Source organism: Methylobacterium sp. J-077, from assembly GCF_022829365.1.
GTDB lineage: Bacteria > Pseudomonadota > Alphaproteobacteria > Rhizobiales > Beijerinckiaceae > Methylobacterium.
On record NZ_JAKSYJ010000114.1, the window covers coordinates 142,846 to 164,773 of the forward strand.

Consider the following 21,928-nt stretch of genomic DNA (forward strand, 5'->3'; position numbering starts at 1 on the left):
GGCTCGAATTCTCAAGCCGGCAGCTGGAGCGGGATATCGATCTCGACATGGGTGCCGGGACCGGCATCGGCCCAGGCGATGGTGCCGCGCAGCTGGCGGACCACCATCTCCACGAGATTCCGGCCGAAGCCGGCGGGGTTCGGGGGCGCCGCGGCCAGGCCCACGCCGTCGTCCCGGATCGTCAGCTGCATGCCGGCCTCGGTGCGGCGGGCCGTGATCGAGACGCGCCCCTCCCGGGCATTCGGAAAGGCGTGGCGCAGGGCGTTGGCGGTCAGTTCGTGGATCAGCAGGGCCAGCGGCGCGGCCATGGCGGCCGCCACCGCGATCGGCTCGACCTCGGCCTCGACCCGCTGCTTGTCGTGGTCGAGCCCGGCATTGATGTCGGACAGGAACTCGGCGGCGAAGTCGCCGAGGTTGAAATGGGTGCAGTCGCCCTCCGAGTAGAGCATCCGGTGCGCGGTCGAGAGTGCGCCGATCCGCTCGGCCATGCCCTGGAGCGCGTCGCGCGCATCGCCCTCCGGGGTGCGGCGGGCCTTGAGCAGCATCAGCGAGGAGATCACCTGAAGATTGTTCTTCACCCGGTGATCGACCTCGTGGAGCAACGCCGTCTTCTGCTCCAGGGCGGCGCTGAGGTCGCGGGTCCGGGCCGCGACCAGGCGCTCCAGCTCGTCGTTGGTGACGCGCATCGTCACCTCGCGCTCGCGGGTATGGGTCATATCGGCCTGCGCCGCGTAGAAATAGGCGAGGCCGGCTTCGTCATGGACCGGCGTGATCGTCATCGCGCTCCAGTATGTCGAGCCGTCCTTGCGGTAGTTCAGCAGCTCCGCGGTCACCGGATTGCCGGCCTCGACGGCGGCACGGATCCGGGCGACCTCGGCCGGATCGGTTCCCGATCCCTGGAGCATGCGGCAGTTGCGACCTAGGAGCTCGTCGACGTCGAACCCGGTCAGCGCCAGGAATGCGTCGTTGGCCCAGGAGATCGGGTTGTCGGGCGCGCGCGCGTCGGTGATGACCATTGGCGATGGACTGCGCGCGAAGGCATCGACCAGCATCGCGTGCGGCGAACTGGGCTCGGAACGGGCACTCAACACATCATTCCACACTTGGTCGACACGACTTGGGCGCGCGGCGGGCCCCTGCGCACTCCGCGGATGCGGAACGTGGACGCCGCGTTAAACATGCTTCGACCATGATAAAGGCGCTCGGCCTCCCGATTCAGCCAAGACCCGAACGGCCCAAGGCTGCCACGATTTCGCGAGATCAAGGCCAATAGCGCTCAGGAGTTCCATGCGATGGGCAACCCGCCACAGGCTTTGCGTCGCTTTCACCTGCGCGACATCGTCGAGGACCGGCGGATCGTGCTGATGCTGGCGCTCGGATTCTCCTCCGGACTGCCGCTTTTGCTGGTGCTCGGGACCTTCACGCTCCGGCTCGCCTTCTCGGATATCGACGTGCGGGCGATCGGCCTGTTCAGCTACGTGGCGCTGCCGTACTCGCTGAAATTCCTGTGGGCGCCGGCGATCGACCGGCTGAACGTCCCGGTCCTGACCAATCGGCTCGGTCGGCGCCGGGCCTGGATGGTGACGACGCAAGGCGCCGTCGCCCTGTGCCTGATCCTGATGGCCTTCTCCGACCCGAAGACCAATCTGGCCCTGCTCGGCCTCGGCGCATTCCTGGTGGCGTTCTGTGCGGCCAGCCAGGACGTCGTGGTGGATGGTTGGCGGATTGACGCCGCCGGCAGCGATTTCCAGGGGATCCTGGCGGCGACCTCGAACCTCGGCTACCGGCTCGGGCTGATCGCGGCCGGGGCCGGCGCCCTGTTCATCGCCGCGTCCGGGGGCTGGACGCTCGCCTACCTGACCATGGCGGCCCTGATGCTGGTGGGCATGATCGCCGCCCTGCTGGCGCCGGCCTTCGACGCGCCGCCGCGGGTGCAGGCGGACGCCACCGGCCATTCCCGGTTCTGGTCGATGCGCCGGGCGGTGCTGGAGCCGCTGATCGAGCTGCACGGCCGCTTCGGCGGCGCGCTATGGGGCATCCTGCTGCTGGTGGCGCTCTACCGCCTGCCGGACTTCCTCTCCGGCGTGATGGCGAGCCCGCTCTACCGCACGCTCGGCTTCGACCTGAAGGAGATCGCCACCGTCACGAAGCTCTACGGCATCTGGGTCGGCATCGCCGGAGGCTTCGCCGGCGGCTGGGCGCTCGCGCGGCTGGGGCTGTTCCCGACCCTGCTGCTCGGCGCGTTCCTGGCCGCCGCCTCGCATCTCGCCTTCGCATGGCTCTCGGCCGGCGCCCCCGAGATCTGGCGCTTGACGGTGGCGATCTCGATCGAGAACTTCTGCGGCTCCTTCGCGGGCATCGTCCTCATCGCGTATATGTCCAGCCTCACCAGCACCGCCTATGCGGCGACGCAGTACGCGCTGTTCTCCTCGCTCTACGCCCTGCCGGGCAAGCTGATCGCCGGCTCCTCGGGCTTCGTGGTCGCGGCGATCGGCTACCCGGCCTTCTTCGTGATGACATCGCTGGTCGGGATCCCGGTGCTGATCCTGTGCCTCGCGGTCGGACGGCGCGGGCAGCGGCAGGACGAGGCCGCGGCGCGGGCGGCCGAGGCGGCGGGGAACCGCATCCCGGCGCCCGAGCTTCCTTCCACGGCGCGGGCCTCCGGCACCGCGTGACGCGACCAGATCCAGGGATTCCCGGATGAGCACGACCGACCTCACCCGCGCCGACGCGACCGTGCCGGCGACGATTCCCGAGACGGCCCTGAGCGACGCCGATCTCGCCGCCCTGCGCCGGGCCGTGCAGGTGCTGGAGCGGCCGAGCCTGGCCGCCCGGCTGTCCTCGGCCGCCGGCGCCCCCCTCGACATCATCGGCCGCTCGCTGCCCGCCCCGGTCACCGAGGCGGTCGGCCGGTCCACCGAGGCGGCGATGCGCGGCGCCCTGCGGGTCGCCCTGGCGACGCTGCCGCGCACGAACGTGGTCCCCGCGGACGGCACCGCGATCGAGGCGGGCGTCGCCAAGACCGAGAGCCGGCTGACCCGGCTGCTCGGCTCGGGCGACACCAAGCACAAGGCGTTCGCCGCCCTGTCCGGCGCCATCGGCGGCGCGTTCGGGCTGGCGACCCTGGCCGTCGAGCTTCCGGTCTCGACCACATTGATGCTGCGCTCGATCGCCGAGATCGCCCGGGAGGAGGGCGAGGATCTGGAGACGCCGGAGGGTGCCCTCGCCTGCGTCCAGGTCTTCGCCCTGGGCGGCCGTACGGCGTCCGAGACCGAGGCAGGCTCGGCGCTGAACGAGAGCGGCTACTTCGCCGTCCGCGCGGCGCTCGCCAAGACCCTGTCCGAGGCGGCGCGCTATGCCGGCAGCAAGACTCTCCTCGACCAGTCGGCACCGGCCCTGATCCGGTTCACCGCGCAGATCGCAGCCCGGTTCGGCCTCGTGGTCTCCCAGAAGGTTGCCGCCCAGGCGGTACCGGTGCTGGGTGCCTTCGGCGGCGCCGCGGTGAACACCGCCTTCATGAGCCACTTCCAGTCGACCGCCCGCGCGCATTTCACCGTGCGGCGGCTGGAGCGGAACTATGGTCCGGCCGTGGTGCGGGCAGCCTACGAGGTGGAGAAGGCGGCACTCGGGGTGGCCTGAGCGGTTTTTCCGCTTCACCGTCATTGCGAGCGCAGCGAAGCGACCCAGAGATACGCCGAGTTCGGGGATCGCGCGCCACGCTGGGTTGCTTCGCTGCGCTCGCAATGACGGCGTGCGGTCAAATTCCGAACCCGCCTTGATCCGTCCTCCCGGCACCGCCAGAACCGGTCCGGGTGACTCGGAGCGACGGAGGCGATCCTGATCAGCAACGCCGAGATGGTGACCCGTCTCGCCCTGGCGGCTCTGGCCGGCAGCGTGATCGGGCTGGAGCGGGAGCGGCTGCTCTGGGCGGCGGGCCTGCGGACGCACATGCTCGTCTGCGTCGGTTCCTGCCTGATCATGATCGTCTCGGCTTTCGGCTTCAGCGACGTGCTCGGCACCAAGAACGTCGTGCTCGATCCCTCGCGCATCGCCGCGCAGGTGGTGTCGGGAATCGGGTTCCTGGGGGCGGGCACGATCCTGCTGCGCGGCGAGGTGGTGAAGGGCCTCACCACCGCGGCGAGCCTCTGGGGCGTGGCGGCGATCGGGCTCGCGGTGGGCAGCGGGCTCTACGTGCCGGCGCTGGCGACCACCGCCCTCGTGGTCGGGATCCTGGCCGGGATCAAGCCGTTCGAGGAGCGCTGGCGCGCGCGGATGCGGTCCCAGACCCTGCGGATGACCGTCCGCAAGGGCACGATGTCGATCGACACCCTCCACGACGTCACCGGCGCGCGCGCCTCGCGGGTGCGCCAGTTCACCACCCGCCCGGCCGCCGACCCGGAACTCGACGCGGTCACCGTCACCTTCGTCCGGCTGTCGCGCACCAGCTTCGAGGTGATCGCCGCCAAGCTGCGCGAGACCCCGGACGTGATCTCGGTCGACACGGTCGAGGGTTAGGCAGCCGCCTCGCCGTCGAGGAACAGCCGGTAGGCCGGGTTCTCGGTCTCGTCGGTGGCCGGGTAGCCCAGCGCCTCGATCGCTGCGTCGAACCGGGCGCGCTCTTCCGGCGGCACCGCGATCCCGGCCAGCACCCGGCCATAATCGGCGCCGTGGTTGCGGTAGTGGAACAGGGTGATGTCGAAGTTCGGGCCGAGCGCATCCAGGAACTTCATCAGCGCGCCCGGCCGCTCCGGGAACTGGAAACGGAACAGCCGCTCGTGGGCCACGCCCACGGCCCGGCCGCCGACCATGTAGCGGACATGGACCTTGGCCATCTCGTTGTCGCTCATGTCGAGCACCCGGTAGCCGCCCTCGCGCAGGTCGCCGATCAGCGCCTGCTTCTCGCGCTTGCCCCCGGCGACGTTGATGCCGACGAAGATCTGCGCCTCGGCGCCGGGCGCGTGGCGGTAGTTGAATTCGGTGATCGCGCGGGGCCCGAGCGCCCGGATGAAGGCCCGGTAGGCGCCGGGCTGCTCCGGGATGGTGACCCCGAGCAGCACCTCGCGCTGCTCGCCGATCTCCGCCCGCTCGGCGATGTGGCGCAGCCGATCGAAGTTGAGATTCGCCCCCGAGGAGATCGCGATCAGGGTGCCGTCGCCGCCCTCGCGCTCGGCGTAGAGCTTGGCCCCGGCGAGGCTCAGCGCGCCCGACGGCTCGGACACCGCGCGCGTGTCGTCGAAGATGTCCTTGACCGCCGCGCACATGGCATCGGTGTCGACGGTGATGACCTCGTCGAGATGCTCGCGGCACAGCCGGAACGTCTCCTCGCCGGCTTGGCGCACGGCGACGCCGTCGGCGAACAGCCCGACCGAGGGGAGGCTGACCCGGGTGTCGGCGGCGAGCGCCGCGGCCATGCAGGCGGCGTCCTCCGGCTCGACCCCGATCACCTTGGTGCCCGGCCGCAGGTACTTCACGAAGGTCGCGATCCCGGCCGCGAGCCCGCCGCCGCCCACCGGCACGAAGATCGCCTCGATCGGGCCGGTATGCTGCTCCAGGATCTCCTTGCCGATGGTCCCCTGGCCGGCGATCACCTCGGGATCGTCGAATGGGTGCAGGAAGGTCAGTCCCTGCTCGGCCTCTTGGATCCTCGCGTGGGCCAGGGCCTCGTCGAAGGCGTCGCCGTGCAGCACCACCTCGGCGCCGCGCGCCCGGCAGGCATCGACCTTGATCGACGGGGTGGTGCGCGGCATCACGATCACCGCCCGCGCCCCGAGCTTGGCCGCGGCCAGGGCCACCCCCTGCGCATGGTTGCCCGCCGAGGCGCAGACCACGCCGCGGGCGATCTGGTCCGGGCTCAGGCCCGACATCTTGTTGTAGGCGCCGCGCAGCTTGAACGAGAAGACCGGCTGCAGGTCCTCGCGCTTCAAGAGCACGGGCCGACCGAGCCGCTGCGTCATCCGCGGCATCGGATCGAGCGGGCTCTCGATCGCCACGTCGTAGACGCGAGCGGTCAGGATCTTTCGGATGTAGTCGGTCATTTTTTTGGGACTTGGGCGCGCGGCGCGGATGGGCCGAGATAGACCCTCGCGCCGCGAGATGCGAGCGTCGTGCCCGTTCAGGTCAGATGCCGCGCCCAATCCTGGCGGCCGTGCAGAACGCGGACGATCAGGATGCCGTCCGCCTGCTCGACATACGCGACGACATGGGCGCGGTAGGGATACAGCCGCACCGGCCGCACGAAATCATCCCGCAGGCGGGCCATCAGCGGGTTCTCGGCCAGCAGGGCGAACAGCGCCTTCAGCCCTGCATAGTACCGCTCGGCTTGGTCGCTGCCGAAGGCGGCGGCACCGGCCGCGTAGATATCGATGAGATCCCGGTCCGCCTGCCGCGTCGTCCGGATGGTCACGGATTTCGGGTAACCCGCACGCGCTCCCGGGCCTCGGCCAGGACATCATCCAGCGACTGCTCACTGATGCCGCTGTCGAACCCTTCGGCAATCAGCGTCTGAAGCTGCGCAAGGCCGTCGCTCTTTTCCTGATCCCGGCGGATCAGATCGCGGACATAGGCGCTAGCGCTGCCAAAGCGCCCGGTCCCGGCCTGAGCCTCGACCCAGTCCTTCATCGCCTCAGGCAACGACACGTTCAGGGTTACCATGCCGAACGGCCTCCATCGTCGCGCAGCATGGCAAAGATTTTCACCGGATGCCATGCCGACTCAGCTTGGCAGCCAGCGACACGTCGGACCGATCATTCTTGCACGTGGGTCCTGCGCCTCATAAATTGATCCGCCGTCACGGATAGGTTTCGATGCCGCTGGCCCGCCACCCCCTCACGGTCCCGGAAGCCGCCTTCGTCACCCAGTCCAGCGTGCGCGGGGTGAACGTCGAGATCGATGCCGGCATCGTCGCGGGGCGCGGTCAAACCACCCGCGAGATCGGCAGCGCGGATCTGCTCTACCTCGCCGCCGTGCGCGATCTGCGCGTCGATCTGGCCCCGGCCCTGCGGCAACGCTTGCGCGATGCGATCGCGGCAGCACATGAAGCGCGGGGGAACACCGCCCGGATCGGTCATCTCAGCGTCGCCCTTGATGCCGTGGAGGCCGAACTCGCCGATCGACTGCGGATCCTCGATCAGTTGCACCACGAGGCGATCGAGCGGAACGCCGAGATCCTGGGCGGCGAGCCGGTTCTGCGCGGGACGCGGATCCCGGCCCGGCACATCGCCGACATGGTCCGGCAAGGCACCTCGCCGGAGACGCTGGCCGAGGAATTCGACTTGCCGCCCGATCAGGTCTCCGCTGCCATCCTCTTCGACCGCGTCAGCCCGCGCCAGGGCCGGCCGCCCCGAAAAGCGCGCCGCGTTGTACCTGCTCCTTGACGAGTGCTGCCCAAAATCCCTGGTCGGCATCGCGGACGGGTTGGGCCACACCGCGCAGCGCACCCTCGTCGTCGCCGAACTCGGCCGCCAGGCGACGGACGCGGCGATCTTCGCCTTCGCATGCGAGGCCCGCGCGGTCGTGGTTACGGTGAACGCCGGCGATTTTTTGGCCCTGGCCGCGCGGGTGCCGGATCATCCGGGGCCGATCCTGCTGCCCTCGTTGCCGCCGAGCGAGACCGGCCAGCTGTTCCGAAAGGTCCTCGGGGCGGCGGACGAGGCGCTGCGGAAGCCGGGTGGCGTGATCCGGATCGATCGCGCCGGCCGCCTTCACCGCCTCGGAGCGTCGTAGAACCGGGGGCACCTCACCCCACCCGCTCCACCAACGCCGCCACCCAGACCAGCAACGCCGCAACCTGCGCCATGAAGGTGCCGGCCGAGGCGAGGTCCTTCACGGTGCCGATCATCGGGTGGTGGCCCGGATGGACGTGGTCGCAGAGCTTTTCCACGGCGGTGTTGAGGAACTCGGCGGCCAGCATCAACAGCAGGCTCACCATCAGGGCGACCCGGACCCACAGGGTCGCGCCGAGGAAGAGCGCCACCGGCACGCCGAGCGCCAGCAGCACCAGCTCCTGCCGCACCGCCCGCTCCGTGCGGGCGCCGTGGCGCAGGCCGCGCCAGGAATTGAGGAAGGCGAGGACGAGCGCGTTCATCGGGCCATGCCCTCCGGCACAGACCGGCTGATCCATTTGGCGAGCAGCGGCCCGGTGAGCAGCACGACGAAGAGCCGCAACGTCTGCACGGCCAGCACGAAGGAGACATCCGCCTTCGAGCCGACCGCGATGATCGCCACGGAATCGAGGCCGCCCGGGCTGGTGGCCAGCACCGCCGTGAGCAAATCGATCGGCAGCAGGAATGTCAGGCCCCAGCCCCAGGCGGCGCACAGGGCGATCACGCAGCAGGTCGCCGTCAGGATCCCGGGGAGCGCCGTCACGGTCAGCCGCAGGGTCTCGCGGGTGAAGCGCAGGCCGACATAGATGCCGATGCAGGCATAGGCGAGTTCGAGGATCGGCGCCGGCAGGGACATGCGCACCAGGCCGCTGGCATGGAGCAGGCTGCCGAGCACCATCGGGCCGACCTGCGCGCCGGCCGGCACCCGCAGGGCCAGGGCCGTGCCGGCACCGACCACCGCGACCGCCAGCGTCGCCAGCAGCGAGAGCGGCCCGGTCGCCTCGGCCGCCCCGGCGGCGGCGCCCGGGACCGGTGTCTCCATCAGGAACCGGGCGGCGAGCGAGGCCGAGAACACCACGGCAGCGACTCGGACATATTGCATGAAGGCGACGAGCCGCGGATCCGCGCCGAAATCCTCCGCCATCGCCACCATGGCCGAGGCGCCACCCGGGGACGAACCCCAGGCCGCGGTCGTTCCGGGCAGAACCCGCAGCCGCGTCAGGACCCAGCCCACGAAGCCGCTCGCCGCCACGGTCACCAGCACGACCGCCACGATCAGCGGCCCGTCCTCGAACAGGGTCTGGGCGATCTGCCCGGTCACCGCGTGGGCCACCAGGCAGCCGATCATCGCCTGCGCGGCGTTGAAGGCGACGCGCGGCACGTGCAGACGCGAGCCGCCGACCCCGAAGGCGATCGCCGCGATCATCGGTCCGAGCAGCAGCGCCGCGGGGAAACCCGCCTGCAGCAGGCCGTACGAGACGGCTGCCGACGCGACGGCGAGGGCGGCCCATAGGCCGATTGTGCGGGAGGAGGGCAAGGCGACCGGTGGGGATTCACCCGCACGGATTGCCGGGCGGAGGCCCGCTACACTGCAATCTGGGCCCTGTCACGGCAAAGATTTTTCGGAATGCCAATGTCAGAGCTGGCGAGCTTCGGTGTTCACGCAGGGTTGCGTGAACTCGGCCCTCGCAAGCTGAAGCATCTCGACCGCGTGCCGCCCGCCACCCGGCCGATCCCACCCACCCCCACATCCTGAGGTGCCCGCGTCAGCGGGCCTCGAAGGAGCCCTCCAGCCGGCCGCGCGATCCCTGGAGCGCTCCTTCGAGGCCTTCGCTGCGCTTCGGCACTTCAGGATGAGGGGAGGGTGGGTTGGAGGGGCGTTTCCGCAGGGGCGTTTTCACGGCGCCCGGGTGATATCCCCGAAAGCCGCATCGAGCCGGCCGCTTGCCGCCGCGAGCGCTGCGCGGCGATCGGCCAGCCAGGTCCGGTCGGCGTCGAGCCGCGTCCGGGCGGTGGCGAGCATCCGCCGGACCTCCGCGGGTTGCGGGCCGCCAAGGCCCTTGGCGGCGTCGATCATGCCCCGCGCCGACAAGGCCGCCCGGAACCGGGCCTCGTCGAGGGGCAGGTCCGGCTTGAGTCCCGAGCCAGCGGCGGCCTCCGCGTAGATCCGCTTCACCTCGGCGAACGGCAGGTCGGCCGGCCGCAGGTCGTGGCCGCGGCCGTAGCTCACCAGCTCGGAGGCGAAATGGTGCCCGAGCCGGAACGGAACATCGGCCTCGCGCTGGAGCGTGTCGGCCAGCTCCGTGGTGGTGGAGTAATCGGCCGCGACCTCGTCGGCGGCCCGGACCCGGTCGATCACCAGCCCGTCGAGGACGCGGGTCCAGCGCCGGCAGGTCTCGGCCGCCTCGGAGACGGTCCGCCCCGGCGGCTCGGCCTGGTTGCGCTTGTAGTCCGGCATGCCCGAATCGACGTTGTGGGCCATGATGACGAAAGCCTGCGCGGCACCGACCACGTCGCTCGCCTTCATGCGCAGGCTGTAGAGGGCCACCGGATTGCGCTTCTGCGGCATGATGCTGCTCGGGCCGGTCAGGGCCCCCTCGCGCAGCAGGATCCAAGGACGGGTCTGGTGATACTGTGCGTAGAGATCCTGCGCGAAGGTGCCGGCCGTGGTGGCCAGGTTGGCGGACAGGCCGGTCAGCTCCAGGCCGAGATCCATCGGCGCCAGTTGGCCGGCATCGTAGCTGTTCTCCACCGGTGCATCGAAGCCGAGCAGCCCGGCGAGGCGGACGCGATCGACCGAAAAACTCGACGTGCCGAGTGCCGCGGCGCCGAGCGGCGACAGGTTCACCCGCGCCCAGCTCTCGCGCAGGCGGTCGGAGTCGCGGGCCAGCACCGCCGCATAGCCGAGCAGGACATGGCCCAGCGTGGTCGGCTGAGCCTGCACGCCGTTGGTGTAAGCCGGGACGATCGTGTCGGCCTCGCGCTCCGCGACGGTCAGGAGGGCTGCACGGGTGCCGTCCAGGGCTTCGGCCAGATCAAGGAGGCGGTCGCGCTGGTCGAGCTTCAGCACCGTCGGGATGATGTCCTGGCGGCTGCGGCCGGAATGCATCCGGGTGGCGTCCGGGCCGGCGATGGCCGTGATCAGCGGCTCGATCCGCAGGTAATCGTCCGGCCGTTCGGCCCCCGGTTTGGCGGCATCCGCGGCGACCTGATCGAGGGCCTGGGCGATCCGCGCGCCAAGGTCCCGCGGGACGATGCCGGCTTCCACGGTCATCACCAGGGAGGCGCGATCGATGGCGTCGATGCGGGCGAAGCTGTCGCGCGGCTCGGCGAGGGCCGCCGCGGGGGTGAGGACGGCGACCAGGGTCGCGATCAGTCTGCGCCGCATGCGCCTGCTCCTGTGGGCCGGCGTCTTGTGTCGGCCTCAGCATCCTCTCCGATACGGAGCGGATTCACACCTCACATTCCGGATCGTGTGCGGCGGGGGCACCGATTGGGAAAGCCCTGGCCCGTCGGCAGCAAGGTTCGAAGGGTGGTCCAGCCGGCAGCCGTAAGACACCTCCCATCACCTTGGGGCCGCAAAACCGAGCCCCGGGATGACGCGGGGGTGATCGGACGGCCAAGCCGCGTTTCTCAAGGTCTGGAATTCACACCGCCCCATCCCGGCAGGCCGCCGTGCCGGGCGGCGCATGCGCGCGGAAGAACGCCGCGAGGTTCGCCAGGCCGGACGCGCGCGGGTCGCTTGCCCGCCAGGCGAGCGCGATGGTGCGGCCCGGGCCGTCGACGTCGAAGGACCGGGTGACGGTCAGGCCGGTCGGGTCGGGCCCGGGGGGCACGGCCAGCGCCGGCAGCAGCGTGTAGCCGGACCCGGCCGCCACCATCGAGCGGAGCGTCTCCAGGCTGGTGGCGTGTCGGCCCACCGAGGAGCCCGCGCCGCAGGCCGCGATCGCCTGGTCGCGCAGGCAATTGCCTTCGTCGAGGAGCAGCAGGTCCGGCCCGGCGATCTCGGTGGCCGACAGGGCGCCGCCGCGGGCGAGCGCGTGCTCGGCGGGGCAGGCGAGCCAGAACGGCTCGACGAACAGCGGCGCGACCGCCAGCCCGACGGGGGGCAGCGGCAGGGAGACCAGGGCGGCGTCGATGCGCCCGTCGCGCAGGCCCTCCACGATCTCGGCGGTGCGCGATTCGGACAGCGACAGGGTCAGCAGCGGGTATTGCTGGCGCAGGGGCCGCAGCACCAGCGGGAAGAAATAGGGCCCCAACGTCTGGATCGCGGCCAGCACCAGCCGGCCGGTGAGCGGCGAGCCGCGGCCCTCGGTGGCGAGCGCTAGGAGCCGCTGCGCCTCGGCCAGGACGATCCGCGACTGCCGGACGATCCCCTGTCCGGATTCCGTGAGCAGCACCCGGCGGTTCGAGCGCTCGAACAGGGTCAGGCCCAGGGCGGCCTCGAGCTTGCGGACCTGGACGCTCAAGGTCGGCTGGCTGACGTTGCAGCGCTCCGCGGCCCTGCCGAAATGGCCCTCGTCCGCGACGGCGACGACGTATTCCAAGTCGCGCAGCGACAGGCCCGACAGGTTCATAGGCTGTGCCTATCACGGCGTTTGCGACGATGCATTAGCCATTGGCACCGCGGAGGTCCATAACCTCGTCGGAACGGTTCCAGCCTGGCGAGTCGGCCCCATATGCCGGCCACAGGCATCACGGAGAGACGAGACGCATGAGCGATCAACGCCCGATCCTGACCACCCGCCAGGGCCATCCGGTCCGCGACAACCAGAGCACCCGCACGGTCGGCGAGCGCGGCCCCGCGACGCTTGAGAACTACCAGTTCATCGAGAAGATCACGCATTTCGATCGCGAGCGCATTCCGGAGCGCGTCGTCCACGCCCGCGGCGCCGGCGCCCACGGCTATTTCGAGGCCTACGGCAAGATCGGCAACGAGCCGGCCTCCAAGTACACCCGCGCCCGCGTGCTGACCGAGACCGGCGTGAAGACGCCGATGTTCGTGCGCTTCTCCACCGTGGCCGGCGCCAAGGAGAGCCCCGAGACCGAGCGCGACCCGCGCGGCTTCGCGGTGAAGTTCAAGACCGTCGACGGCAACTGGGATCTGGTTGGCAACAACCTGAAGGTGTTCTTCATCCGGGACGCGATCAAGTTCCCCGACATGATCCACGCGTTCAAGCCGGACCCGGTGACCAACCGCCAGGAGGCGTGGCGCTTCTTCGACTTCGTCTCGCAGCACCCCGAATCGATCCACATGGTGACGCACCTGAAGTCGCCCTGGGGCATCCCGGCCAATTACCGTGAGATGGAAGGCTCGGGCGTCAACACCTACAAGCTGGTCAACGACCAGGGCGAGGCAGTGCTCTGCAAATTCCACTGGATCCCGAAGCAGGGCGTCCGGAACCTGACCTCGGCCCAGGCCGCCGAGATCCAGGGCAAGGATGTGGGCCACGCGACCCGCGACCTCTACGACAACATCAAGGCCGGCAACTTCCCCGAGTGGGAATTCGCCGTGCAGATCATGCCGGACGGCCCGAACGACCACCTGTCGTTCGACCCGCTGGACGACACGAAGCTGTGGCCGGTGGACCAGTTCCCGCTGCTGCCCTGCGGCCGGATGGTGCTCGACCGGGTGCCGGACAACTTCTTCGCCGAGGTCGAGCAGTCGGCCTTCGGCACCGGCGTGCTGGTCGACGGCATCGACTTCTCGGACGACAAGATGCTGCAGGGCCGGACGCTGTCCTACTCGGACACCCAGCGCTACCGAGTCGGCGCCAACTACCTCCAGCTGCCGATCAACGCGCCGCAGCCCGGCGTGAAGGTCTACTCGAACCAGCGCGACGGTCAGATGGCCTACATGGTCGACGGCACCGGCCCGAACAAGCACATCAACTACGAGCCGTCGACGCTGGCCGAAGGTCTGCGCGAGGCGCCGAAGCCCGCCAAGGACTACCATCAGCCGGTTCAGGGCAATCTCGGCCGCTACCAGACCTCGCGGACCGAGGACGACTACACCCAGGCCGGCGTCCGCTACCGCTCGTTCCAGGATTGGGAGCGTGACGACCTGATTGCCAACCTCGTCAACGACATGAAGCAGTGCCCGGAGCCGATCCAGCTGCGGATGGTCTGGCACTTTTGGCACGCGGACGAGGATTACGGCCGCCGCGTCGCCGAGGGTGCGGGCATCGATCTGGAGAAGGCCAAGGCCCTGCCGCCGCTGCCGGGCCGCGCCGCCCCGGGAAAGCGCCTGCAGTCCGAGACCTACACCGACGGCTCTCAGGCCCACCGGGTCGCCGCCGAGTAAGCTTTTTACTCCGCGCCGAACCGGATCGTGAAGGACAGAAGGCCCCGCGGGTTGAAGCCCGCGGGGCCTTCTTTTTGGCCTCATCCCGAGGCGCGAACGGCGCTTAGGGGCAGTGGCGGCGGACGTAGCCCTTGCCGATATAGGTCTGGGTCGTGGGTTCGTAGGTCTTGAAGCGGCGGGCGCAGGCCGCGACGGCCGCGGAGAGATCGGCCCCGCCGTCCGGCTCGACGACGGGCGGCACGTCGGCCGGAGCCGCGTAGACCTGCGGCGCGTAGACATAGTCGTTGTCGTAGAATGGATAGCCGTCATCGAACCACAGGCTGCCCAGGCCGAAGCCGAGCCCGAGGCCGGCGAGCCCGTAGCCGTAAGGGCCGCCATACCAGGGCCGGTGATAAGAGGGACGCCGGAACGCGAAGCCGGGCCGGTGCGCCCGCCCGCCAACGATGGCGGGACCGGGCCGGACCGGCCCCAGAGGCCGCCCCCAGGCTCCGACCCGATTCCCAAAACCGCCATGAAAGCCGCCTCCGAAGCCGCGCGCCTCTGCGCCCGCCATCATCGGAGGAAGCGCGATGATGGCGGCGGCAGCCAGAAGAAGTGCCGACTTGTCGATGCGTGTCATGCGGTTCACCCGAAGCAAGACGCCGGTCGCGCTCGCAGGCGGACGCAGCGGAATACTCTGAGTTATCGCGAGCCGGACACGGCCTCCGTCAAGGGGATTTTGCCTGCGCTTCCGGCAACGCAGCCGCGACTGTCGGGTGCGGGCGACAGCCTTTCCGGCACTCGGCAGCCAGATGCGGCGCGCGCTCCGATCAGCGGCTGCTGGCCGGGAGCGTCGACGGCTGAAGCGGCGCGGGACCCAGGTCCGGCGCGGCGGCGCTGACCTTGCGGTCGCGGCCGGCGGCCTGACCGACCAGGATGGCGGTGACCGCGATGCCTACGAACAGGGCACCGGCGAGGCCCCAGCCGCCCGTCGCCTCGTGGGCCAGCCCGAAGGCCAGGGGGCCGAGGCAGGCACCGGTATAGCCGATGCCCTGCGCCATGGCCGAGAGGCCGGCGGCGCTGGCGGCATCGGCGGCGCGCAGGACGATCAGGGTCAGCCCGAGGCCGAAGCAGCCGCCGATGCCGAAGCCGAGCGCACAGGCTCCGGGGATGCGCAACGCCTCCGGTCCGAAGGCGAGCACGAGGAACGCGGCCGCCGTGAGCCCCGGAATGACGACGATCCAGGCCCGCTGGTCCCGCGCCCGGGCCGCCAGCATGGCGGTGATCAGCGCGCCGGGCGCCTGCACCAGGGTCATCAGCGAGGCGTAGAGGCCGGCATCGAGGGGCGAGAGGCCGCGGGCCTGGAGCAGCAGCGGCAGCCAGCCGAACAGGGTGTAGGCCAGGGAAGATTGCAGGCCCATGAAGCCCGTGACCCACCAGGCCAGGGGATCGCGCAGCAGCCGTCCGGCCGAGGGCGCCGCCCGCGAGGCCGTGCGGCGCGCGAACGGGACCCACAGGAACCCCGCGAGCAGCGCCGGCAGCGCCCAGACCGCGAGCGCCGAGGGCCAGCCGCCGCCCAGCGCGTGCTCCACCGGGACCGCCGCGCCCGCGCCCGCCGCCGCGCCGAGGCAGAGGGTCATCGTGTAGAGGCCGGTCATCAGGCCGCCGCTGCCGGAGAAGTCGCGCTTCACCAGGGCCGGCAGGAGCACGTTGTCGAGCCCGATCCCGATGGCGGCCAGCGCCGTCCCGGCGAAGAGCGGCCCGAGGCCGCCGAGCCCGCGCAGGGCCAAGCCCGCGGCCAGGATCGTGGCGCCGACGAGGACGGCGAGGTCGGGCCCGATCCGGCGGATCAGCGGCGCCGCCAGGGCGCAGGCGATCCCGAGGCACAGGACCGGCAGGGTTGTGAGGATCGCGGCGCCGCCGGCGCTCAAGCCCGTGCTGTCCCGGATCGTCGCGAGCAGCGGCCCGATCGTGCTCAGGGCCGGGCGCAGGTTGAACGCCACCAGCATCAGCGCCAGTGCGAGCAGGATCCGGCCCCGAGCCGTGCGCTCGGGGCTCATGCCCGCCGCCGGGCGGTGAGGGCGCCGCCGAGGCAGGCGGCGAGCATCAGCGCGAAGGCGGCGTCGCCGAACCGGCCGTACAGGGTGCCGCCGACGATGCGGGCCGGCAGGTCGGCATCGAGCCAGGTCTCCGTGTCGAGTTCAGTCCGCGCGACGATGCGGCCATGCGGGTCGATCACCGCGGAGATCCCGGTATTGGCGTCGCGGACCAGCGGCAGCCCTTCCTCGACGGCGCGCAGCCGCGCCTGGGCCAAGTGCTGGCGGGGGCCGGGCGTGTCGCCGAACCACGCATCGTTGGTGACGTTCAGGATCAGCCCGGGCGGGCGCGGCCCCGAGGGCGCGGTCGCTGGCAGGATCGCGTGCGGGAAGATCGCCTCGTAGCAGATCGTGGCCGCCACGGGCGGCAGGCCCGGCACTGTGAGGATCCGCTGCGCCGCCAGGGTCCCGGCGGAGAAGCCGCCGGGAATCGCCACGAACTGGCGCAGGCCCATCGCCCGGAGCGCCGCGTCCAGGGGCGCCGGCAAATACTCGCCGAACGGGACGAGGTGGACCTTGTCGTAGGTGTCGGAGATCACGCCGTCCGGCCCGATCACCATCACGGCGTTGAAGTAGCGCAGGCGCTCGCCGGGCAGCGGTTCCTCCGCCCGGGCTGCCCCGGTGATCAGGTGCTGCCCGGGCTTGAGGCCGGCCGCCACCTTGGCGAGCGCGTCGGGATCGCGCTGGATCAGGAACGGGAAGGCCGATTCGGGCCAGACGATATGGGTCGGCTCGGGCTCTCCGGCCTCGGTCGGGCGCTGGCTGAGCTCGATGTAGCGGTCGACGATGTCGGCGCGGTTCTCGGGCCGGAACTTGGCATCCTGCGGCAGGTTCGGCTGGACGAGGCGCAAGCGGACGCCCGTCACCACCGGATCGGGCGGCCCGACGCGCGCGGCGCCGTAGAGCGCCATGCCGATCAGGACGATCGCGGCGGCGGCGCTCGGCCCGAACCGGCTGCGCGGATGCGAGCCGGTCGCCAGGGTCGCCGGCGCGGCGCAGACCAGCACGGCCAGGATGGTCAGGCCGTACAGGCCGATCGCGGCGGCCCATTGCATCAGCCAGAGGTTCTGGGCGAGCGCCATCCCGATCGTGTTCCAGGGGAAGCCCGTGAACAGGTGGCCGCGCAGCCACTCGGCGGCGCCGATCCCGAGGGCCAGGGCGGCGATCCGCGCCGGGCCGCGCGCCCAGAGCAAGCCGGCCGCCCCGAACCCCGCGCCGTAGAACAGGCCGAGGGCGAAGGGCAGGCCGATCACGCCGAGCGGCAGCGCCCATAGGAACTCGTCGGCCTCCACCAGGAAGGCTTGGCCGAGCCACCACAGGCCGGCGGTGAGATAGCCGAAGCCCCAGGCCCAGCCGATCAGGAAGCCGGGCCGGAGCCGCCGCAGGGCCGTCCGGTCCGCAGTGGCCCCGTCCATGAGCCAGACCGCCACCGACAGGGACACGGCCAGCGCCGGCAGGAATCCGTAGGGCGGCATCGCCAGGGCGCCGAACGCACCGGCAAGCCAGGCGAGCCCGAGCCGCCGCCAGCCGGTCAGTTGGGCGATCGCCAGGACGAAGCCCGGGGCGGGGCGGCCCATGGGGCTGATCGGACTCGCCGCATCCCGGGCATGCCCCACGGTCAGAACCGCCACGCCGCGCCCGTCATCGGATGACCGTCATGGATGCGGCGACTCGGGAACCGGGGGCGGGGCGGGCGGGGGCAGGGCGAGCGGCACGACGTTGCCGATCCGCGCCGCGCCCTTATGGAACCGCAATCGCTTCAGGCGACGCGGGTCGGCATCGAGCACCTCGAATTCGAGGTTGCCCGGCCCGACGATCAGCTCGCCCCTGGACGGAACGCGCCCGGCCAGGGTGACGATCATGCCGCCCAGGGTATCGATCTCCTCGGCCATGTCGCCGACCGCCGCCACGAGGTCGACCCCGGTGGCCTCCGAGACCTCGGCGAGCGGCGTGCGGGCATCGGCCACGAACACCTCGTCCTCGCCGTCGACCCGCTGGACCTGCTTGGCCTCGGCGACGTCGTGCTCGTCCTCGATGTCGCCGACCACCACCTCGATCAGGTCCTCGATCGAGATCAGCCCGTCGGTGCCGCCATACTCGTCGATGACCAGGGCCATGTGGGTGCGCGTCGCCTGCATCCGCACCAGCAGGTCGATCGCCGGCATGGACGGGGGCACGAACAGCACCGGCCGCTGGATGCGGGCGGCGGCGAGCGTCGTGGTGAGGTCGACCTTGCCGAGATCGAGCGCCCGAGGCAGCCGCACGGGCGCCCGACGGGCAGGCCGCGGCGCCACGGTGGCGTCGGCCTCGCCCTCGGCGGGGACGGCGGGCCGGACCGCGGTCGCGGTGCGCCGGGTCGGCTCGGCCTTGGCGGCGATGTGATCGACGAGGTCGCGGATGTGGACCATGCCGCGGGGATCATCCAGCGTCTCGCCGTAGACCGGCAGGCGGGAATGGCCGGCCGTGCGGAACAGCTTGAGCAGGTCGCCGAGATTGGTGTCGTTGGAGACCGCGACGATGTCGGCCCGGGGGACCATCACGTCGTCGACCCGCACCTTGTGCAGGCCGAGCACGTTCTTGAGCATCACCCGCTCTAGGGGGGTGAGACCGCTCTCGCCGGCATCGGGCTCGGCGAGCGCCTCCTCGAGACCCTCGCGCAGCGAATCGCGCGGCTTAAGGTGGAGCGCCTGCAGGAGGCGGTCGTACCAGGGCTCCCGGGATTGGGGCTCGCCCTCGGTGGAACTGGGCGCGGCCAGGGCCGCGCCGCGACTTCGATCGTTGCTCATGTCTCTCGGATCTGGGGGCGGTGGGGAATCGGCCGCTCAGGCATAGGGGTCGGGAATGCCCAAGGTCGCGAGGGCCGCGACTTCGAGCGCTTCCATGGCCTCGGCCTCGGCCTCGCCGATCTCGTGGTCCTGACCGAGACAATGCAGGGTGCCATGGACGAGGAGGTGCGCGAGGTGATTCTGGAGCGGCTTCGATTGCTCGGCACTCTCGCGCACAAGGGTCTCGTAGGCAAGGACCACATCGCCGAGCGGCCGCGCGGCACCCGCATGCCGGGGCTGCGGGGCGGCCGGGAAGGACAGCACGTTGGTGGGTTTGTCCTTGCCGCGCCAGGTGCGGTTCAGCTCCTGGATCGCGGCGTCGTCGGTCAGCACGACGCTGACCTCCACGGGCCCGTCCGGCAGCTCCGGGGCAATCGCGAGGCCAGCCTCCACGGCGCGGATCACCAGCGATTCGAGCTCCGGGACCGCGGTTTCCCAACGGTCGTCCTCGACCGCGATATCGATGTCGTGGCCGGTCATTGCGCGCGACTCCCGCGCCTCTCCCTCCCCCCTCTGCGGGGGGAGGGAAGGGCAGGCGGAGCAGCCAGCTGTCTCAATACGATGCTCACGCCAGCGGCCGGCGCCGGGGGTTGGGATTGCGGTCGGCGTCACCGTCGCCGTGGGAGGCGCGCTCGTAGGCGGTGACGATCCGGCGCACGAGGTCGTGGCGGACCACGTCCACGTCCTTGAAGGTCACCCGGCCGATCCCCTCGACGCCGTCGAGCACGTTCACCGCCTCAACGAGGCCCGATTTCTGCCCCGGCGGCAGGTCGATCTGGCTCGGGTCGCCGGTGATGATCATGCGCGAGCCCTCGCCGAGGCGGGTCAGGAACATCTTCATCTGCATGGAGGTGGTGTTCTGCGCCTCGTCGAGGAGCACGACCGCGTTGGTCAGCGTGCGCCCGCGCATGAAGGCCAGAGGCGCGATCTCGATGATCCCGGTCTGCAGGCCGCGGTCGACGTGGCGCGCCTCCATAAAGTCGTAGAGGGCGTCGTAGATCGGGCGCAGGTACGGATCGACCTTGTCGCGCATGTCGCCGGGCAGGAAGCCCAGACGCTCGCCGGCCTCGACGGCAGGCCGCGACAGGATCAGCCGCTCGGCATGGCCCTGCTCGAGCAGCGACACGGCGTGGCCGACGGCGAGCCAGGTCTTGCCGGTACCGGCCGGGCCTTCGGCGAAGACCAGCTCGTTGGTGCGCAGCAGCTTGATGTACTGGTCCTGCGCCGGGTTGCGCGCCCGCACGGCCCCACGCTTGCGGGTGGCGATCTGCTCGAAATGCGGCTTGTCGGCCTCGGCGGCGATCGCCTCGGCGGGGAACAGGCTGGCCTGCGCGGTGGATTCGCGGATCGCGCCGTCGACATCGCCGAGCGTCAGGGCGCTGCCGCCGGTCCGCACCCGGGCGTAAAGCTTCTGGAAGACACGCCGAGCCTTCTCGGCGGTGTCTGGCGAGCCCTTGATGACGAGGTGGTTGCCCAAAGCCGTGGCGGTGACGTCGAGCCGGCGCTCGATATGGGCGACGTTCTGGTCGTATTGACCGAAGACGAGGCTCGCGAGGCGGTTGTCGTCGAAGGTCAGCGGCACCTCGACCGTCTCGTCCGATCCGGCCGGCCTGGCCGCCGGCCCGCGGCCCCGAAGGGCGCCGCGCATGCCAGACCCGTCCGACGCGCTCAACCTGTGATCCTCACCGGCATCCCCATCATCGCATCCTCACGCCGCCACGGCCTCGGTAGCCAGCTGGCCGAACAGGCTGTTGGTGCCGGCCCGCTCGATCCGGACCGGCACGATCGTCCCGATATGGTGGAGGGGGGCGTCGAACTGCACAGCCAGAAGGTGCGGCGTCTTGCCCGCGACCTGGCCCGGATGCCGCCCGGCCTTCTCGACCAGCACCTCGAAGACCTGGCCGACGGCGGCCCGCTGGTAGGCGTAGCGCTGCGCATCCAGCAGCGCCTGCAGCTCCGCGAGCCGCTCCGCCATCGCGGATTCGGGCACCCTGTCGGCGCGCTCGGCCGCCGGAGTGCCGGGGCGGGGGCTGTACTTGAACGAGAACGCGCTCTCGAACCCGATCTCGCGCACCAGCTGAAGGGTATCGGCGAAATCGGTATCGGTCTCGCCCGGGAAGCCGACGATGAAGTCGGAGGACAGGGCCACGTCCGGCCGCGCGGCGCGCACGCGGTCGATCAGGCGGCGATACTGATCGCGCGTGTGCTTGCGGTTCATGGCGGCGAGGATCCGGTCCGAACCCGACTGCACCGGCAGGTGCAGGTAGGGCATCAGGGCCGGCACCTCGGCATGGGCGCGGACCAGCGCGTCGTCGAAATCGTTCGGGTGGCTCGTGGTGTAGCGGATCCGCACGAGGCCGGGGATCTTCGCGACCGCCCGGATGAGTTCGGCGAGCCCGACCGGCACGCCATCGGCCCCTAAGCCGTGATAGCCATTGACGTTCTGGCCGATCAGCGTGACCTCGCGGGCCCCGCCGTCAGCGAGCTTCTGGGCCTCGGCCAGCACCGCCGCCACGGGACGCGAGACCTCGGCGCCGCGGGTATAGGGCACGACGCAGAAGGCGCAGAACTTGTCGCAGCCCTCCTGCACGGTGAGGAACGCCGTCGGGCCGGACATCCGGCGCCGGGGCAGGTGCGTGAACTTGTCCTCGATGGGAAATTCCGTGTCGACCACCCGGCGCTCGCGGGAGCGGGCCAAGAGGTCGGGCAGGCGATGGTAGCTCTGCGGGCCGACCACCACGTCGACCGCGGGCTGGCGCGCCTGGATCTCGGCGCCCTCGGCCTGAGCGACGCAGCCCGCAACGACAATGCGCGTGTCGAGGCCGCGGGCCTGCCGCTCGCCCTTCAGAACGCGCAGACGACCGAGCTCGGAATAGACCTTCTCGGCGGCTTTCTCGCGGATGTGGCAGGTGTTGAGGACGACGACGTCGGCCTCCTCCACCGAATCGGTCGCCGTGAACCCCTCAGCGCCCAGCACGTCGGCCATGCGGGCCGCGTCGTAGGCGTTCATCTGGCAACCGTAGGATTTGACGAAGGCCTTCTTCAACGCGTGCCGCCCTAAAACCATCCGCTTGCCGATCGGCCCGCCCCGGTCCTGCGCGGACCGGCGGGCGGGAGCCTGTA

Annotated in this window: 21 protein-coding genes; 6 read left to right on the top strand and 15 right to left on the bottom strand. The window is 70.8% G+C overall.

All coding sequences use genetic code 11. The features are described from left to right. Positions 1–11: 11 nt before the first annotated feature. Positions 12–1,052, bottom strand: coding sequence for a PAS domain-containing protein (locus MKL11_RS11995; RefSeq protein WP_243943884.1), 1,041 nt, complete (start codon positions 1,050–1,052; stop codon positions 12–14). Positions 1,053–1,292: 240 nt separating this feature from the next. Between MKL11_RS11995 and MKL11_RS12000 the strand changes: the two genes are divergently transcribed. The 3 genes from MKL11_RS12000 (at position 1,293) to MKL11_RS12010 (ending at position 4,515) form a co-directional block, all read left to right on the top strand. Next, a complete protein-coding gene (locus MKL11_RS12000) occupies positions 1,293–2,675 on the top strand; it encodes an AmpG family muropeptide MFS transporter (protein ID WP_243943548.1) in 1,383 nt (460 codons plus the stop codon). 25 nt (positions 2,676–2,700) lie between these two features. After that, positions 2,701–3,639 carry an EcsC family protein gene (locus tag MKL11_RS12005; RefSeq protein ID WP_243943550.1) on the top strand — a complete coding sequence of 313 codons (939 nt, stop codon included), beginning with the start codon at positions 2,701–2,703 and terminating at the stop codon, positions 3,637–3,639. Between the two features lie 216 nt (positions 3,640–3,855). Then, positions 3,856–4,515, top strand: a complete 660-nt coding sequence (locus MKL11_RS12010; protein WP_243943552.1) for an MgtC/SapB family protein — start codon at positions 3,856–3,858, stop codon at positions 4,513–4,515. Here MKL11_RS12010 and ilvA read toward each other — a convergent pair. From ilvA to MKL11_RS12025, 3 genes are read right to left on the bottom strand one after another with little or no spacing between them, the layout of a single operon-like run. Further along, positions 4,512–6,095 (bottom strand): threonine ammonia-lyase, biosynthetic, encoded by a 1,584-nt coding sequence (gene ilvA, locus MKL11_RS12015; RefSeq protein WP_409565853.1) that lies wholly within the window; start codon positions 6,093–6,095, stop codon positions 4,512–4,514. The genes MKL11_RS12010 and ilvA overlap by 4 nt on opposite strands. 17 nt (positions 6,096–6,112) lie before the next feature. Further along, entirely contained in the window at positions 6,113–6,403 is a 291-nt protein-coding gene (locus MKL11_RS12020; protein ID WP_243943557.1) for a type II toxin-antitoxin system RelE/ParE family toxin, read from the bottom strand. Then, the gene (locus MKL11_RS12025; protein ID WP_243943568.1) at positions 6,400–6,651 is read right to left on the bottom strand and encodes a type II toxin-antitoxin system ParD family antitoxin; all 252 of its coding nucleotides are present in this window, start codon (positions 6,649–6,651) and stop codon (positions 6,400–6,402) included. The genes MKL11_RS12020 and MKL11_RS12025 overlap by 4 nt, the downstream gene beginning before the upstream one ends. Positions 6,652–6,803: 152 nt before the next feature. Here MKL11_RS12025 and MKL11_RS12030 point away from each other — a divergent pair, with 152 nt between their 5' ends. Beyond that, positions 6,804–7,373 (top strand): DUF433 domain-containing protein, encoded by a 570-nt coding sequence (locus MKL11_RS12030; RefSeq protein ID WP_243943570.1) that lies wholly within the window; start codon positions 6,804–6,806, stop codon positions 7,371–7,373. After that, positions 7,357–7,722 carry a DUF5615 family PIN-like protein gene (locus MKL11_RS12035; RefSeq protein WP_243943572.1) on the top strand — a complete coding sequence of 122 codons (366 nt, stop codon included), beginning with the start codon at positions 7,357–7,359 and terminating at the stop codon, positions 7,720–7,722. The genes MKL11_RS12030 and MKL11_RS12035 overlap by 17 nt, the downstream gene beginning before the upstream one ends. Positions 7,723–7,735: 13 nt before the next feature. Here MKL11_RS12035 and MKL11_RS12040 read toward each other — a convergent pair whose 3' ends face one another. The 4 genes from MKL11_RS12040 to MKL11_RS12055 form a co-directional block, all read right to left on the bottom strand. Next, positions 7,736–8,083: a diacylglycerol kinase gene (locus tag MKL11_RS12040; protein WP_243943574.1), complete on the bottom strand. Its 348-nt coding sequence runs from the start codon at positions 8,081–8,083 to the stop codon at positions 7,736–7,738. Further along, the gene (locus MKL11_RS12045; RefSeq protein WP_243943575.1) at positions 8,080–9,138 is read right to left on the bottom strand and encodes an AbrB family transcriptional regulator; all 1,059 of its coding nucleotides are present in this window, start codon (positions 9,136–9,138) and stop codon (positions 8,080–8,082) included. The genes MKL11_RS12040 and MKL11_RS12045 overlap by 4 nt, the downstream gene beginning before the upstream one ends. 360 nt (positions 9,139–9,498) lie before the next feature. Continuing rightward, positions 9,499–10,989, bottom strand: coding sequence for an argininosuccinate lyase (locus MKL11_RS12050; RefSeq protein WP_243943577.1), 1,491 nt, complete (start codon positions 10,987–10,989; stop codon positions 9,499–9,501). A gap of 259 nt (positions 10,990–11,248) precedes the next feature. Next, a complete protein-coding gene (locus MKL11_RS12055) occupies positions 11,249–12,178 on the bottom strand; it encodes a LysR substrate-binding domain-containing protein (RefSeq protein ID WP_243943579.1) in 930 nt (309 codons plus the stop codon). A 137-nt stretch (positions 12,179–12,315) separates the two neighbouring features. Here MKL11_RS12055 and MKL11_RS12060 point away from each other — a divergent pair, with 137 nt between their 5' ends. Further along, complete coding sequence (locus MKL11_RS12060) at positions 12,316–13,905, top strand: catalase (RefSeq protein ID WP_243943581.1); 1,590 nt, start codon at positions 12,316–12,318, stop codon at positions 13,903–13,905. A gap of 103 nt (positions 13,906–14,008) precedes the next feature. Here the strand turns inward: MKL11_RS12060 and MKL11_RS12065 are convergent, their stop codons facing one another. From MKL11_RS12065 to miaB, 7 genes are all read right to left on the bottom strand, one after another. Then, positions 14,009–14,524 (bottom strand): BA14K family protein, encoded by a 516-nt coding sequence (locus MKL11_RS12065; RefSeq protein ID WP_243943583.1) that lies wholly within the window; start codon positions 14,522–14,524, stop codon positions 14,009–14,011. A 190-nt stretch (positions 14,525–14,714) separates the two neighbouring features. Further along, the gene (locus MKL11_RS12070) at positions 14,715–15,944 is read right to left on the bottom strand and encodes an MFS transporter (protein ID WP_243943585.1); all 1,230 of its coding nucleotides are present in this window, start codon (positions 15,942–15,944) and stop codon (positions 14,715–14,717) included. Then, positions 15,941–17,557: an apolipoprotein N-acyltransferase gene (gene lnt / locus MKL11_RS12075; protein WP_243943886.1), complete on the bottom strand. Its 1,617-nt coding sequence runs from the start codon at positions 17,555–17,557 to the stop codon at positions 15,941–15,943. The genes MKL11_RS12070 and lnt overlap by 4 nt, the downstream gene beginning before the upstream one ends. A 78-nt stretch (positions 17,558–17,635) precedes the next feature. After that, positions 17,636–18,766, bottom strand: a complete 1,131-nt coding sequence (locus MKL11_RS12080) for a hemolysin family protein (RefSeq protein ID WP_243943587.1) — start codon at positions 18,764–18,766, stop codon at positions 17,636–17,638. Between the two features lie 36 nt (positions 18,767–18,802). Beyond that, a complete protein-coding gene (gene ybeY / locus MKL11_RS12085) occupies positions 18,803–19,285 on the bottom strand; it encodes an rRNA maturation RNase YbeY (protein WP_243943592.1) in 483 nt (160 codons plus the stop codon). A gap of 85 nt (positions 19,286–19,370) precedes the next feature. Continuing rightward, complete coding sequence (locus MKL11_RS12090) at positions 19,371–20,453, bottom strand: PhoH family protein (RefSeq protein ID WP_243943594.1); 1,083 nt, start codon at positions 20,451–20,453, stop codon at positions 19,371–19,373. A 60-nt stretch (positions 20,454–20,513) separates the two neighbouring features. Continuing rightward, positions 20,514–21,851, bottom strand: a complete 1,338-nt coding sequence (gene miaB, locus MKL11_RS12095) for a tRNA (N6-isopentenyl adenosine(37)-C2)-methylthiotransferase MiaB (RefSeq protein WP_243943888.1) — start codon at positions 21,849–21,851, stop codon at positions 20,514–20,516. Between the last annotated feature and the right edge of the window lie 77 nt (positions 21,852–21,928).

What these genes read in the sequence shown, in the direction of transcription:
- MKL11_RS11995 (WP_243943884.1), bottom strand. Translation starts at nt 1,052, where the DNA reads ATGCTGGTCGATGCCTTCGCGCGCAGTCCATCGCCAATGGTCATCACC.
- MKL11_RS12000 (WP_243943548.1), top strand. Translation starts at nt 1,293, where the DNA reads ATGGGCAACCCGCCACAGGCTTTGCGTCGCTTTCACCTGCGCGACATC.
- MKL11_RS12005 (WP_243943550.1), top strand. Translation starts at nt 2,701, where the DNA reads ATGAGCACGACCGACCTCACCCGCGCCGACGCGACCGTGCCGGCGACG.
- MKL11_RS12010 (WP_243943552.1), top strand. Translation starts at nt 3,856, where the DNA reads ATGGTGACCCGTCTCGCCCTGGCGGCTCTGGCCGGCAGCGTGATCGGG.
- MKL11_RS12025 (WP_243943568.1), bottom strand. Translation starts at nt 6,651, where the DNA reads ATGGTAACCCTGAACGTGTCGTTGCCTGAGGCGATGAAGGACTGGGTC.
- MKL11_RS12030 (WP_243943570.1), top strand. Translation starts at nt 6,804, where the DNA reads ATGCCGCTGGCCCGCCACCCCCTCACGGTCCCGGAAGCCGCCTTCGTC.
- MKL11_RS12040 (WP_243943574.1), bottom strand. Translation starts at nt 8,083, where the DNA reads ATGAACGCGCTCGTCCTCGCCTTCCTCAATTCCTGGCGCGGCCTGCGC.
- MKL11_RS12050 (WP_243943577.1), bottom strand. Translation starts at nt 10,989, where the DNA reads ATGCGGCGCAGACTGATCGCGACCCTGGTCGCCGTCCTCACCCCCGCG.
- MKL11_RS12055 (WP_243943579.1), bottom strand. Translation starts at nt 12,178, where the DNA reads ATGAACCTGTCGGGCCTGTCGCTGCGCGACTTGGAATACGTCGTCGCC.
- MKL11_RS12060 (WP_243943581.1), top strand. Translation starts at nt 12,316, where the DNA reads ATGAGCGATCAACGCCCGATCCTGACCACCCGCCAGGGCCATCCGGTC.
- MKL11_RS12065 (WP_243943583.1), bottom strand. Translation starts at nt 14,524, where the DNA reads ATGACACGCATCGACAAGTCGGCACTTCTTCTGGCTGCCGCCGCCATC.
- MKL11_RS12070 (WP_243943585.1), bottom strand. Translation starts at nt 15,944, where the DNA reads ATGAGCCCCGAGCGCACGGCTCGGGGCCGGATCCTGCTCGCACTGGCG.
- lnt (WP_243943886.1), bottom strand. Translation starts at nt 17,557, where the DNA reads ATGGGCCGCCCCGCCCCGGGCTTCGTCCTGGCGATCGCCCAACTGACC.
- MKL11_RS12080 (WP_243943587.1), bottom strand. Translation starts at nt 18,766, where the DNA reads ATGAGCAACGATCGAAGTCGCGGCGCGGCCCTGGCCGCGCCCAGTTCC.
- ybeY (WP_243943592.1), bottom strand. Translation starts at nt 19,285, where the DNA reads ATGACCGGCCACGACATCGATATCGCGGTCGAGGACGACCGTTGGGAA.
- MKL11_RS12090 (WP_243943594.1), bottom strand. Translation starts at nt 20,453, where the DNA reads ATGCGCGGCGCCCTTCGGGGCCGCGGGCCGGCGGCCAGGCCGGCCGGA.